11 protein-coding genes and 1 pseudogene are annotated in these 13,759 nt (G+C 67.2%); 2 read left to right on the forward strand and 10 right to left on the reverse strand.

What is annotated here, in order from left to right; all coding sequences use genetic code 11:
• Positions 1 to 179 precede the first annotated feature (179 nt).
• Positions 180 to 2,711: a TonB-dependent receptor gene (locus JWQ90_RS08925; protein ID WP_299692317.1), complete on the forward strand. Its 2,532-nt coding sequence runs from the start codon at positions 180 to 182 to the stop codon at positions 2,709 to 2,711.
• 134 nt (positions 2,712 to 2,845) lie between these two features.
• Here the strand turns inward: JWQ90_RS08925 and JWQ90_RS08930 are convergent, their stop codons facing one another.
• The 8 genes from JWQ90_RS08930 to JWQ90_RS08965 form a co-directional block, all read right to left on the reverse strand.
• On the reverse strand, positions 2,846 to 3,610 hold the full coding sequence (locus tag JWQ90_RS08930; protein WP_299692320.1) for a DUF1571 domain-containing protein: 765 nt from the start codon (positions 3,608 to 3,610) through the stop codon (positions 2,846 to 2,848).
• A complete protein-coding gene (locus tag JWQ90_RS08935) occupies positions 3,610 to 4,332 on the reverse strand; it encodes a hypothetical protein (protein WP_299692323.1) in 723 nt (240 codons plus the stop codon). Before JWQ90_RS08935 ends, JWQ90_RS08930 begins: the two co-directional genes overlap by 1 nt.
• A 7-nt stretch (positions 4,333 to 4,339) precedes the next feature.
• The gene (locus JWQ90_RS08940; protein ID WP_299692326.1) at positions 4,340 to 5,533 is read right to left on the reverse strand and encodes a heme biosynthesis HemY N-terminal domain-containing protein; all 1,194 of its coding nucleotides are present in this window, start codon (positions 5,531 to 5,533) and stop codon (positions 4,340 to 4,342) included.
• A complete protein-coding gene (locus JWQ90_RS08945; RefSeq protein ID WP_299692329.1) occupies positions 5,530 to 7,473 on the reverse strand; it encodes a uroporphyrinogen-III C-methyltransferase in 1,944 nt (647 codons plus the stop codon). The genes JWQ90_RS08940 and JWQ90_RS08945 overlap by 4 nt, the downstream gene beginning before the upstream one ends.
• The gene (gene hemC / locus JWQ90_RS08950) at positions 7,470 to 8,408 is read right to left on the reverse strand and encodes a hydroxymethylbilane synthase (RefSeq protein ID WP_299692332.1); all 939 of its coding nucleotides are present in this window, start codon (positions 8,406 to 8,408) and stop codon (positions 7,470 to 7,472) included. The genes JWQ90_RS08945 and hemC overlap by 4 nt, the downstream gene beginning before the upstream one ends.
• A gap of 2 nt (positions 8,409 to 8,410) precedes the next feature.
• Positions 8,411 to 9,013 carry an ATP-dependent Clp protease proteolytic subunit gene (locus JWQ90_RS08955; RefSeq protein ID WP_299692335.1) on the reverse strand — a complete coding sequence of 201 codons (603 nt, stop codon included), beginning with the start codon at positions 9,011 to 9,013 and terminating at the stop codon, positions 8,411 to 8,413.
• Between the two features lie 243 nt (positions 9,014 to 9,256).
• A complete protein-coding gene (locus tag JWQ90_RS08960; RefSeq protein ID WP_299692338.1) occupies positions 9,257 to 10,000 on the reverse strand; it encodes a LytTR family DNA-binding domain-containing protein in 744 nt (247 codons plus the stop codon).
• 48 nt (positions 10,001 to 10,048) lie between these two features.
• Complete coding sequence (locus JWQ90_RS08965; protein WP_299692341.1) at positions 10,049 to 11,107, reverse strand: sensor histidine kinase; 1,059 nt, start codon at positions 11,105 to 11,107, stop codon at positions 10,049 to 10,051.
• Between the two features lie 191 nt (positions 11,108 to 11,298).
• Between JWQ90_RS08965 and argH the strand changes: the two genes are divergently transcribed.
• Positions 11,299 to 12,693: an argininosuccinate lyase gene (argH, locus tag JWQ90_RS08970; protein WP_299692344.1), complete on the forward strand. Its 1,395-nt coding sequence runs from the start codon at positions 11,299 to 11,301 to the stop codon at positions 12,691 to 12,693.
• 43 nt (positions 12,694 to 12,736) lie between these two features.
• On the opposite strand, the gene JWQ90_RS08975 is transcribed toward argH, so the two are convergent.
• Together JWQ90_RS08975 and JWQ90_RS08980 are read right to left on the reverse strand one after the other, a co-directional pair.
• Positions 12,737 to 13,618, reverse strand: coding sequence for a pilin (locus JWQ90_RS08975; protein WP_299692347.1), 882 nt, complete (start codon positions 13,616 to 13,618; stop codon positions 12,737 to 12,739).
• Between the two features lie 21 nt (positions 13,619 to 13,639).
• Positions 13,640 to 13,759, reverse strand: a pseudogene (locus JWQ90_RS08980) (IS630 family transposase); the annotation flags it as partial.

Here is a 13,759-nt window from a genome sequence, read left to right on the forward strand (position 1 = left end):
TCGAATAGCCGTGCCCGGGCCGCAAGCGAAGCCGAAGCCGATGCCGAGCACTATGCAAATTCCATGCGGAGCTATATTTGCATGAAGCTTGCGGACGCAAGCACCTGCCAGGAAAGGCAGTCATAAAGTGCCGTAAAGTGATACTAGGGTATTCGGCAAAGGACATCCGGGGGGACGTCATGAATCAGAGAGCGAGGGCCGTGCGTGCGCGCGTCGGCCTGCAGGCAGCCGTGCTGGCTGGGGTGCTGCACAGCGCGGGCGCCATGGCCCAGGATGCGCAGAACACTTCCGATGCGCCGGCTCCGCCGGCCACAGCCGCGCCAACCGAGCCGCCGGTGCTCGACGTGATACCGGTCGACGTGGCGCAGCCCAAGGAGCAGCCGAGCGCGCGCGCGCCCGAATCCGTCGAGCTCGACGAGGTCATCGTCACCTCTCAGAAGACCAAGCAGACCTTGCGCGAAGTGCCGGCCTCGGTGTCGGCGATTTCCGGCGAGGCGATGCGCGACTCCAAGATCCTGACCGCCAGCGACGTCAACGGCTACGTGCCCAACGCCCAGCTGCGCGTGTCGCCGTTCGCCGGCGAACTGCGCATCCGCGGCTACGGTACGTCGCTGAGCAACGTCGGCTTCGAGCCCTCGGTCGGCCTGATCATCGACGACGTCTACTACGGCCGCACCTCGTTCATGTCGGCGTTGATGTACGACGTCGATCGCCTCGAGGTGATCCGCGGCCCGCAGGGTGCGCTGTTCGGCAAGAACACCGTTGCCGGCGTGGTCAATATCACCACCATCGACGCCGACAACGTGGTCGCCGGCGACATCACCGTGTTCGCGCGCGACGACAACGAGATCCGCGACGTGCGCGGCGGCGTCTCCGTGCCGCTGGCCGACGGCGTCTATTCGCGGCTGTCGGGGGCGGTGCAGTCCTTCGAGGGTTTGTTCTACAACACCACGCTGGACCGTCGCGAGGCGGATCTGGATTCCTTCGCCGGCCGCGCCAAGCTGCGCATCACCGATCTGTTCGGCCAGGGCCAGCTGCGGCTCGCGGTGTCGTCGGCCACGCAGAAGGCCAACGGCAATCTGTTCCAGTTGTCCAAGGCCAGCGACGCGACGCTGGCGCTGTTCAAGCAATACGATCCGCGCACCGAGACCAATCCTTACAACTCCACGCTGTCGAGCAACGTGCCGTCGAAAGTCAACGTCGCCACCGATACCGCGTCGGCGGCGTTCGATTATCCGTTCGGCGAAATCTGGGGTCTCGACAGTCTGAGCCTGACATCAGTCAGCGCCTATGCCTACAACGAGGTAAAGGAACGCACCATCGACTTCGATTTCTCGCCGGTGCCGGTGGTGCGCCTGGATCTGGCCAGGCCGACGCCGTATGACCAGTACAGCCAGGAGCTGCGGCTGTCGGGCGTGTCGCCGTCCTTGTTCGGGCTGTTTGGGCGCACCGAGTTCATCGGCGGCGTCTACTACCTGAAAGCCAGCCTGCTCAGCAACGATATCGTGCAGGTGGAGGATCTGGGCGCCGCCGCGGCCTTCGTGATCGCGGCGCGTGGCGGCAATGCACTGACCGGCGCCAACGGCCTGCCGCTGAACGACGTGCTCGCCGAACAGCTCGGCAATCTACTTGGCGCCGTCACCGCCTCTCCGCTGGACGATGTGCTGGTCACCGGGCAGACCAATCGCGAACGCGCCGAGCTGCTGCTCGACCAGGACCAGGAGGCGATCGCGGCCTATGGCCAGGTCACCACGTATCTGACCGAGCATTTCGCCGGCATTCTCGGCTGGCGCATCGGCCACGAGACCAAGGACGCGCATCTGTCCTCACAGGCGCCGGCCGGCGCGATCTTCATCCCGGCGATCCTCGGTCAGAGCAACTTCGATACGCAGCTGCATCGAGCCGAGAACGAGAGCTCGCCGAAGGTCGGCGTGAAATACGACTTCAGCAAAAAAGTGTCGAGCTACCTGGTCTGGGCCAAGGGTTACAAGGGCGGTGGCTACAACGCGCTGCCGTTCAACGACCAGAACCTTCAGTACGGGCCGGAAACCGCCGACACCTACGAGACCGGCATCAAGGCCCGCCTGTTCGACAACACGCTGGACGCGAACTTCGCGGCCTACCTGACCAACTTCAACAATCTGCAGGTGTCGGTGTTCGACGGCACCACGTTCAACATCCAGAACGCGGCGGAGGCTCGCAGCCAGGGTTTCGAGGCGGATTTCCGCTGGCTGTCCCCCTTCCCCGGCACCTCGGTGCGCGGCACGCTCGGCTATTGCGACGCCTACTACCGCAGCTATCCGGAAGGCCCGGCGCCGGCGGATTCGGGACTGGATTCGGTGGACCTGTCGGGCCGCAGCCTGGTCTCCGCACCTAAATGGAGCGCGAGCCTGATTCCGCAGCTGAGCCTGCCCGGCTTCGGACCGAACTGGGGTTTCCAGTTCCAGGTCGAGGGCCTGTATACGTCCAAGCGCTATCTCGATGTCGATCTGGATCCGAATACGCTGCAGAAGGCGACGCTGCAGGTCAATGCGCGGGTGTCGGTGGGTGCGCGAGACGGGGCCTGGAGCGTGTCGGTATTCGGCTCCAACCTGACCAACGAGGGTGTACTGGCGCAGGTTACGGACGAGCCGGTGGCACCGGGCAATTTCGGTGCGATCCGTCAGGATCGCGGCCGCGAGTTCTATGGCGCGGTGAAGCTGAATTTCTGATTTTGCTGCCCCGATGGTGAAACGAGGGCTCGCTTGAATGGTAGGTCGGCAATCCCTTGCCGACGTGCATGCCCAATGCGTAATCGAGGTCTCATGTCGGCAAAGGATTGCCGACCTACGGCTACGAGCGGAAGCTAAAACCCGTAAGCCCTGTTCTTGGTATCGAAGTCGGCGTCGGTCAGGCCCGGCTTCAGGTTCCAGTCGTGGAAGCGGTAGTGCTCCATCAGGCGGCCGTCCTTGTGCCAGAACTGCACCTCGGTCGGCATTGCCAGCGTCTTGTCGAAGCACAGCTCGGCCGCGCCGACCGGATACGGTGCCTTGTCGTCGGAGCCCATGGTGTCGCTGCGCAGGCACAGCGAGGTCTGACCTTCGACGACGCGCTCGCTGGCCACCGGCGCGGCCTCGGGTTCGGCTGAGGCCCTGCGCTTGTCGATGTTGGCTTTCAGCATCTTCGCCATGTTGTAGATGCCGGCTTGCGCGATCGGCCGCAGGTTGCCGCTGTTGGCGGTCGATCCGGCCGGGTCCAGCGACAGTGTCGCGATGCCGAGAAGGCCGGATTCGTGGACCTGGATCTTGCCGTCGTAACGGCCGCTGCACAGGATCAGTTCGCGGCCCTTGTGCGGATCGGCGATCCATTTCATGTAGCGGCAATCGGGGGTTTTCTGCTGCTTCAACAACAGCGTTTCGGCGGGTTTCAGATCGCTGCCGATGCGCTGCTGCTTCTGCATCACGACCTGGTAGCCGGGCAGCGTCTCGACGGTGTCGACGAACTTCTGCAGCAGCGCACGCACATCGGATGCGACCACCGGCGCGGCATCCACCGCGACCGCCGGCTGCAGCGACACCCAGGCGGCAACCGCAACCGCAACCGTGCTGGCAATTACAGGGGCGGCGCGCATCAGAACGCCACCGCCAGGCGCAGCCCGAGGCTGGTGTTGTGGCCGGTCTGGTCGACCACACCGCTGACCGCGAAGCTCGGCAGATTGAGCCGCAGGCCGGCGTAAACGTCGGGCCGCACCAGGGTCTGGTTGCCGGGCGCATCGGCGCCCGACGCCGCAAATTCGCCTAGCGCGACGCCGATGCCGCCGTAGGGCAGCAGCAGGCCATGGACCGTCGAGACTTCCAAGCCCAGCGCCTGTGTGTAGGCGTCGACATCCTTGATGCTCCACACCGCGCCGAGGCTGGCGCGGGCGTCGACTGTCCAGCGGCCGTGCGCATAGACCGGCAGGCTGGCATCGATGCGCCACAGCGCATCGTCGGTGCTGGCGAGCGCGGCTGCGGTCAGGCCGACACGGATGCCATGCGGCGCCTGGAACCAGGCATCGACACCGGCGACGTCAAGGTTGTCGACCTCGGCGCCGGTGACTGCGGACCAGGTCTTGGAGTCATCGGTGTATGTGGTGCTGGCATAGCCGGCCAAGCCCCAGCTTCCGGTTTCGGCGCTGGCCGGGCCGGCCACGCCCTTGTTGCCCAGTGCCGCGAGCAGGTCGGCGCTCAGCTGGTGGAACTGCGAGTCGCTGGCGGCGGCGAGCCGGTTGAGTTCATAGGCCTGCGCCGGCGCGGCACCGAGCAACGCGGTGGCGACAGCGGCGGGCAGCAGTGTAAGTCGGGGAAGTTTCATGAGGTTTTCAGGCCGCAAGTTCCAGGCCCATTCGATAGTAGCGCGCGGCGTCATCCGGGTTCTGGGTCTGCTCGGCGAGCCGCGCCAGTTCCAGGTACGCGGCCGGGGAAGGCTGGGTCCGCGCGGCGGCCTCGAGGTAGCTGCGCGCCTTGCCCCAGAGCTTGTTCTGCAGGCAGGCCTGGCCCGCGGTGACCAGCAGCTCGATGCGCTCGCCGTACTGGCTCAGCCATTGTTCTATCGAGGCGAGCCGGGTGACATCGTCGCTGCCATGCAGGCGGCCGTAGAGGCTGACCAGTTCGCCGTCCCAGTCTTCGCGCAGCGCTTCGCCGATCAGCGCGGCGGCCTCGGCATCGGCGTTGAGCCGGTGCAGCGCACTGGCATAGCGCAGCCTCAGCGCAGGCTCGCGGCGCAGTTCGCTGCCGCTGGCGTCCCACAGGGCCTTGAGCCGCGACAGCTGAGCGGCCGCTTCGGCCTGTGCGATCAGCTCGCTCATCGAGCGGCGCATCAGCGCGTCGCGGCGTTCGGCCGTCAGTGCGTCGAGCTTGAGCGTTTCCAGCAGCAGGCCGCGCAGCGCCTCCCAGTCGTTCAGGCCCTCGAAGGCCAGTGCCAGCAGCTCGACCGCGTACGGATGCCGCGGGTCCTGCTCGCGCAGACGCAGCGCGGTGTCGCGGGCCGGTGCAAATTCGCCGCGCTCGAGCTGCAGCTCGGTCTGCGTCAGCAGCACCGCGAAGTCCAGCCCGGATTTGCCAGCGGCATCGCCGCTGGCCGCGAGCTGCAGATAGTGGTCGCGCCGGTCCGGCGCGCCCAGGCGCTGCGCCGCGCGCGCGGCGGCCAGATAGTTCAGATGCGAGGCGTGATGGTCGGCGGCGCGGCGCACCAGCTCGATTTCGGCGCGCTTCCAGTTGCCCTCGAGCAGGCGCAGCAGGCCTTCCTCGAAGGTGTCGCGCGCGCGCTCCTCGCGGTGCTTGTCGAGCAGCCGCCGGATCAGCGACGGCAGGCGCACCCCGGCGAACAGCAGCCGAAAACCCCAGACGACGAGCGCCAAGCCGACGAGCACGGTGCCGAACAGGCCGAGCAGTGAGGTCTCGACGACCCAAAGCCCGTAGTTCATCAGCACGTAGCCGGCGTCGGCGCGCAGCAGCCAGGCGGCCGCGGCACCGAGCGCGAGCGCGACCAGCAGCAGGAGCCAGGTGCGGATCACTGCGGGTTCGGTGCGAGGACCTGACGCAGCAGCGTCAGCGATCCGCTCAGCTCGGGCGGCGGCGCTGACAGCTCCAGCGCCTGCAGGCGCTCGATCTCGCCGAGTGCGGCTTCGACGCCGGGGTCGTCGGCGCGGAAGAACTGGCGCAGCCAGTCGGCAGCCGAACCGAGCACTTCACGGAAGCTGGCGGTTTCACCGCGCAGCAAGGCGACGCGCGCCGATTCCAGCTTCAGGATCAGCACGTGGACGATCACCGCCTCGTCCTCGGCCGGCAGCAGGCGCAGGCTCGCGGCATTGTCCTCGCGGCGGATCACGAACAGGCTCGCGACCGCGCTGCGCACCGAGGCCCAGACGCGCTCGTACCAGCGCGCGCCGGCATCGCTGCCGGCGCTACCCGGGCGGGCGCCGCCGAACTGCCGCGGCTCGACGCGCGCGCGCAGTGGCAGCGAGTCGGCGCGGTCGATCAGGCTCGACAGCGTCAGCGAAGCCGAGGTCAGATCCGGCCGCGGCAGCGCCTGCAGCTGCGCGCGCTCCCGCGCGATCGCCTCGCGCACGCGGAACAGCCGCGGATCGTTCAGTGCGCCGAGGCGCTCGTCGGCAATCTGCAGCGCCAGCAAGGCCGAGCGCACATCGTGCTCGAGCAGCAGGCGGTCGTTGGCGAGCAGCATCAGCTGCTCGACCGAGGCGAGCGCAAAGCGCGTGCGGCCGCCCTGCAATTCTTCGGTCATGCGGCCCATCAGCTGCTCGCTGTTGTCGAGCCGGCCCTGCATCGCGGCCAGGTCCGAGCCCGAGCGCTGCAGCACGCGCGCCAGGTCGGACTGGCGCGTCGCGGTCTGCGACGTCAGGTTGTCGAGTTCGGCGGCCTGGCGCGTCAGCCGCCGCAGCGCGTGATCCTGGGCCTGCAGCAGGCTGGCCTGGTTGGCGCGCAGATCCCACAGCAGCCAGCCGCCGTAGCCGAGCGCACCGGCCAGCAGCAGCACCAGCAGCCAGGCGATGGCGCCGCCGCTGCTTTTCGGGGATGCGGAAACATCGCGGGTCTCGGAGGCCATGGACGCCAGCGGCGGCACTGATGGCACTGATATTGGCGGCACAGCGCCTGCCGAGGCCGACACTTCGGCGTCGTTGTCGGCCGCATCGGGTGGATTGGGGCTGCTCATGCTGAGGTCCTGAACCTGGCCTTTGCGCCACACACCGAGGCAGTGGACGATGGCGTCGTCGCTGACCGTTTCGGGCAGCAGCGGAGCGGTGAAGCCCAGCGCCAGCGCTTTTTCTAACACACGCGGGCTCGGCACAACCAGCTTCAACGCCAGCAAGCTCGGGCGCAGCGCCTCGGGCGTCAGCAGCCACAGGCGTTCCAGCGTCTCGCCGCTGGTGATCACGATCGCGTCGGCCAGCGCGATCTCGGCCTCGATGCGGGCTTCGTCGTGCTCGAGCGGCCGGCGCCGATACAGGCTCAGCGTGTCGACCTGGGCGCCGCGTGCGGCGAGGCCGGTGGCGATCAGCTCGCGGCCGTCCTCGCCGGCGACAATCAGATAGCGCTTGCCGGCCGCATCCTGCAGCGGCGGCAGCTGCAGCAGGGCCTCGCTGGACGCGCGCTGCTCGGGCCAGATCGCGCCCGGATGCCCGACCGCTGCCAGCGCCGCGGCGGTGGCGCCGCCGACCGCAAACAGCGACGGCCAGCCCGCGTCGCGGCCGTCGATCTCGGCCGCGTAGCGCACCGCGTTGGCGCTGGTGAAGATCCAGCCGTCGTCGTCGCGGTGCGCGGACAGAATCGCGCGGCTCGCCTCGTCATCGCCGCTGGCGGCGATCGCAAAAACCGGCAGCCTGGCGGCTTCGGCGCCCTGGGCTTCCAGCAGCAGGCTCAGATTGCCAGCCTGCAGATCCGGGCGCGTGACGATGACACGCAAGCCCTTCAGCGGCAGGCTAGCTTTGCTCTTCACGTCAATATGCCGAGCGTGCGCAGGATGTCGCGCGCGCCGGCATCGAGCAGGCGTTCGGCCAGCGTAATACCGAGGTTTTCAGCATCGGTTGCCGGACCGCGGATTTCGTCGCGCACTTGCAGCGCGCTGGCCGGATCGCCGACTACAGCCTGCAGATGCAGCTGCCCGCCGGAGATCCGCGCATGGCCGGCGACCGGCACCTGGCAGGCCCCGCCCAGGCGCGAGTTCAGTGCCCGCTCTGCGGCCAGCCGCTGGGTCGTCAGCGGATCGTGCAGATGCGCCAGCAGCTGGCGCGTCGCGGTGTCGTCGTCCCGGCATTCGATGCCGATCACGCCCTGGCCGATCGCCGGCACGAAGCGCTCGACATCCAGGTATTCACGGATGCGCTCCGCCAGGCCCAGGCGCAGCAGCCCGGCCGCGGCGAGCAGGATCGCGTCGTAGCCGCCTTCATCCAATTTGCGCAGGCGCGTGCCGACATTGCCGCGCAGCGGCGAGATCTGCAGATCCGGCCGCAGGCCGTGCAGCTGGGTCGAGCGGCGCAGGCTCGAGGTGCCGACATGCGCGCCCCGCGGCAGATCCGCGACGCTGGCGCAGGTGTTGGAGACGAAGGCGTCGCGCGGGTCCTCGCCGGCCAGGAATGCGCTCAGGCACAGGCCCTCGGGCTGCTGCGCCGGCACGTCCTTCATCGAATGCACGGCGATGTCGGCGCGCCGCTCGAGCATCGCCTGCTCGAGTTCCTTGACGAACAGCCCCTTGCCGCCGACCGCCGACAGCGGGCTGGCCAGCAGCTGGTCGCCGCGCGTGGTCATCGGCACCAGTTGCACGTCCAGCGCAGGCTCGAGTTCGAGCAGGCGCCGCTGCACGTGGTGCGCCTGCCACAGCGCGAGCGGCGACTCGCGCGTTGCGATGCGGACGCGAGTCGCTGCCGCCGCCACCGTCAGACGACTTCGGCCGCGCTGCTGATGATCTTGCCGACCAGGCCGTATTCCTTGGCTTCCTGTGCGGACATCCAGTGATCGCGCTGTGTGTCGGTGGCGATGCGCTCGACGGTCTGGCCGGTTTCCTTGGCGTAGATCTCGTTGAGGCGCTGGCGCATGCGCACGATCTCCTTGGCGGCGATCGCGATGTCCGAAGCCGTGCCGCCCATGCCGCCGGAGGGCTGGTGCAACAGGAACCGGGTGTTGGTCAGCGCGTAGCGGTTCTCGGGCTTGGCAGCGCTATAGATCAGCGAGCCGGCGCTGGCGCACCAGCCGGTACCGACCATTCGGATCTCGGGCTGCACGAACTTGATCATGTCGTAGATCGTGTCGCCGGATTCGACGTGGCCGCCCTGGCTGTTGATGAAAATGGTGATCGGCTCTGACGATTCGGCCTGCATCGCGAGCAGCCGGCTGGTCACGTTCTCGGCGAGCTTCTGGTTGATGCCGCCGTAGATCAGGATCGTGCGCGCCTGGAACAGCCGCTCTTCGAGCGCGTTCGGCCGCTTCGGCGTCACCGCTTCGGATTTCTCTTCGTCGGCGGCGATGAAGGGGTACGACATGGCAAAGCTCCTCGTGTGAGTTTCGCCCGCCCGGGGCGGACTAGGACAGACAGTTTAGGGGAGTCGGCTGAAGCGTGGCGAAAGCCCGCGTTGCCATTCCCCGTCCCGCCTGTGGCGAAGGAGAATGGGTGGGGGCAAAACCCCGCGGCGCAAGGCGATCCGTAGGGCGGGTCGTGACCCGCCGCTTTTCTGGCGCCCTGATCGATACAACGGCGGGTCGCGACCCGCCCTACCAAAGCCGCGCTAGCCGTCGGTCAGGAACCGCCGGACTTCCGCCAGACGCCGACGCGATACCGGCAGCGGCTTGCTCGCGTGCTTCATCTTCAGCCAGTGGTGCTGCTCGCCGCCGCGCTCGCGCTCCAGGCTGGCGATGAAGCGCGTCGCGACCAGGGCCTTGCGGTGGATGCGCAGGAACCAGGGCGCAAAGTCGTCCTCGAGCGTCTTCAGCGACTCCTCGATCAGCACTTCGCCGTGCAGATGGCAGACCGTGGTGTATTTCTGGTCGGCCAGGAAATAGACGATGTCCTCGACCGGAATCCGCACCAGGCCCTCGCGGGTCGTGGCCAGAATATGTTCGCGCTTGGGCCGCTCGCCGTCGCCGGGTACCGCGGCCGGGGTCTTCTGCGCCCGCGTCGGGCGGCGTGCCCGCAGCAGCGCCTCCTTGAGCTTCTCGACGCGGATCGGCTTCAGCAGGTAGGCGTCGGCATTGGCGTCGAACGCCGACAGCGCGTGCTCGGAATACGCGGTGGTGAAGATGATCGCCGGCGGCGGATCGTATTCGGCCAGCTGGCGCGCGACCTGCAGGCCATCGACGCCGCCCATGCGGATATCGAGCAGCACCAGGTCGGGCTCCTCGTTATCGACGATCTCCAGCGCGGTCTCGCCGTCGCCGGCCTCGCCGACGATCTCGTAGCCCGGAAACTCCGACAACAGCCGCCTCAGGCGCTCGCGCGCCAGCGGCTCATCGTCCACGATCACGACTCTCATCGCGCAACTCCTCCCTAATCCGCAACGGCAAAAATGCCTGGGAGGACACTACGCCGGCAAGAACAGCCTTGCCTTGTAGAGCCCCTCCTCGATTCCCAACTCTACCCGCCCCCGCTCACCGTAAATGAGGCCGAGGCGGCTCGCAATGTTGTCGACCGCCACCTGGTTGCCGCGGTGGCCGTCTTCGACGCGCTCTTCGTCCTGCGGCGGGATCGGATTGCTCACCTCCAGCAGCACTTCGCCCATGCTGCGCCGGGCCCTGACCTGGATCGTGCCACCGTCGCGTCGCTTCGACACCCCATGATGCACCGCGTTCTCGACCAGCGGTTGGATGATCAGCGACGGCACCGGGTGGCTGAGCAGATCTTCGGGGATGTCCCACTCGACGTTCAGGCGCTCGTCGAGCCGCGCCTTCTCGATGCGCAGGTAGGCATTGCAGATGCTGATCTCGTCGACCAGCGGCGCCATCTGGCCGGGTTTCTCCAGGCTGGCGCGGAACACGTCGGCCAGATCCTCGACCAGGCCTTCGGCCTCGGCCGGGCGCAGGCTGATCAGCGCCGCCAGGCTGTTCAGGGCGTTGAACAGGAAGTGCGGGCGGATACGCGCGTTCAGCGCCTGGTAGCGGCTTTCGGATTCGGCGCGCACCTGTTCGCGCCACTGGTGGCGGGTCCAGAAGTAGCGCAGCAGCAGCACCGCGACGATCGCCGCGATCGCGCTGTGGCGCAGCACGAACCACAGCCGCGGCTCGTTCGGGTCGAGCACCCCCCAGCGCGGGTGGGTGCCGATGCTCCAGGCCAGGTTGGATAGCAGCATCACCGCCATCACCAGCGCGCCCCAGCAGACGAAGAACACCAGGCCGGGCCGTGCGATCGTCAGGAAGCGCCGCAGCCAGCACAGGATCGCCGCGCCGCACAGGCCGATCCACTGCAGGTAGACGCTGAGCAGCACCAGGGTCTGGACGAAGCCGCCGCTGCGCACGCTGCCGCCGAGGGTGAAGCACAGCGCCACCAGCTCCATCGCCAGCGCCATCGACAGCGCCACCGGCAAGGTGCAGAAGTTGGGGATCAGGCGGATGCGGGTCGCCGGATTGGACTGGACTTGGAGCATGGTTCCGGCAGTGGGGAGGCGGCGCGAGGCGGTGATCGCATCGGCGGGCGGAGCGGCGCGGCCATTGTAAGCCGATGCTTCCGAGCTGCGACCCGGGCTTCGGCCATCGGGTCCGGGCGGGGGCGCCGCTGGTCGGCCGTTATACTTTATGCCCCGTTTGTCCTTCGTCCGCAGCCCCAGAAGATCCGCGCATGACACAGCCCGCTGGCAAAAACCAAATGTGGAGCGGCCGGTTTTCCGAATCCACGACCGAACTGGTCGCGGCGTTCAGCGAGTCGGTGAGCTTCGATCGCCGGCTGTACCGGCAGGACATCGCGCAGAGCACGGCTCACGCGCGGATGCTCGCCAGGGTCGGCGTGCTGACCGCGGTCGATGCGGACGCGATCACCGGCGGCCTGCAGCAGGTGCTGGCCGAGATCGAGCGCGGCGAGTTCGTCTGGAAGGCCGAGCTCGAAGACGTACACATGAACATCGAGGCGCGGCTGACCGAGATCGTCGGCGACGCCGGCAAGCGCCTGCACACCGGCCGCTCGCGCAACGACCAGGTCGCCACCGACATCCGCCTGTACGTGCGCGACGCGATCGACGTGCTGCTGCCGCTGATCGACCGGCTCGGCTTAAGCCTGCTGGATCTGGCCGAAGCCGAGGCCGACAGCATCATGCCGGGCTTCACCCATCTGCAGATCGCGCAGCCGGTGACTTTCGGCCATCACCTGCTGGCCTGGCGCGAGCAGATCGTGCGCGACCGCTCGCGGCTGGTGGACGCGCGCGCGCGCCTGAACGTGCTGCCGCTGGGCTCGGCCGCGCTGGCCGGCACGGTGTATCCGCTGGACCGGCATTTCGTCGCCGAACAGCTCGGCTTCGATGCGGTCAGCGAGAACTCGCTGGACGCGGTCAGCGATCGCGATTTCGCGATCGAGTTCTGCTCGTGCGCGGCGATGATCCTGGTGCACCTGTCGCGCTGGAGCGAAGAGCTGATCATCTGGTCGACGCCGATGTTCGGCTTCGTCGCGCTGCCGGACCGTTTCTGCACCGGCAGCTCGATCATGCCGCAGAAAAAGAACCCCGACGTACCCGAGCTGGTGCGCGGCAAGACCGGCCGCGTGATCGGCGATCTGAACGCGCTGCTGGTGCTGATGAAGGGCCAGCCGCTGGCCTACAACCGCGACAACCAGGAAGACAAGGAGCCGCTGTTCGACGCGATCGACACGGTCACGATGTGCCTGCGCGTGTATGCCGAGATGACGCCGCACATCGTCGTCAAGCGCGAAGCCTGCCGCGCCGCCGCGGCGCGCGGCTTCTCGACCGCGACCGATCTCGCCGACTACCTGGTACGCAAGGGCCTGGCGTTCCGCGACGCGCATCACGTGGTCGGCGCAGTGGTCGGTTTCGCCGCGAAAGCCGGGCGCGATCTGGCCGGGTTGTCGCTGGATGAATTACGCGGCTTCTCGAGCGCGATCGAAGCCGACGTCTACGATCACATCACGCTCGAAGCCTCGGTTTCGGCACGCAAGACTTATGGCGGCACCGCACCGGAGCAGGTGCGTGCGGCGATCGCCCGGGCGCGTGGCAAGCCGCTTGTTTGAAGTCCGAGGCTGCGACGTCGCTCGGCTTCGGCAGTAAAGAAGTTCAGCGGCATTCGGCCGGAAGCATCTTCGGCGGCAGCTTATTGCCGGTGCAGGACCAAGCGATGATCCTTCCCGACGATACCTGCGGCGTTAGCACCAGTGCCCCACCGTTGAAGGGCGCACCGGCCAGCGTCACCGCGAGATAACCCTGCTCGGACAGTTCCAATACACCACGATGGGCGCCAGCTCTACCCAGCGCCAGCTCGGGATCAGCGATGCCGACAGCTTCCAGCGATTCCGGCCACTTCCCTTTCTCGATTGTGTAGCGCTCGATGGCCTTTTCCACCGGCTCCGACTGACTCAAGGCCTCAACGAGCACGGCACGGTTGATGTACTGCTGGTACGCAGGAATAGCGATTGCGGCGAGGATGCCAATCGTCGCGACGAATACCAGCACCGAGCTTGCACCGCCAGCACCGAGATTCGGAGTGACCCCAGCGAGCACGAAGGCGAACCAGTCTCGTGACGGCTGGTCCGGCTCTTCGCCATGTGCTAACGATTCGATTGCCGCGACGCGTTTGCTTAACCACGGATAGCCACCGATGAGTTCGTGGTATGACATCCAGAAGCCGCCGCTTTCGCGCCGCTGCTGTCCGAAGGCCGCCAGATCAATGTGCTTTCTCTGCGTGTGGCCGGCAACGAGTGCGGCCAGCGCAATGCGCGCATCGGCAGCACTTTCGCACGCGGCAAGCCCGTAACGATCACAGGTATATTCATGGGCTCGTGCGAGGCCGGTTCCGAGCAGCGGGAGAACCGCGGCGGGCGCGAGCACCGGTGCCCAAACCAGATGGCCGCGATGAATGTGCCCGAGCTCGTGGCCGATGTAGAAATCGATCGCGCCGGGCTCATCCTCGAGTGCATCCAGCACGCTGGAAAACAGCACGATGTAGCTGCGCCCTAGTGTCTAATTGCGCAAGTTAACGATAGTGTTTCGAAGCTGAGCGCCCTTGACCTCACGCTTACGCCAGACGAAGGGAGCGGCATTGTTGTTGTAAGCGGCGGTGAAGCTACGAATCGCGTCGAT

The organism is Hydrocarboniphaga sp. (assembly GCF_028291725.1).
In the GTDB taxonomy this organism is placed as follows: domain Bacteria; phylum Pseudomonadota; class Gammaproteobacteria; order Nevskiales; family Nevskiaceae; genus Hydrocarboniphaga.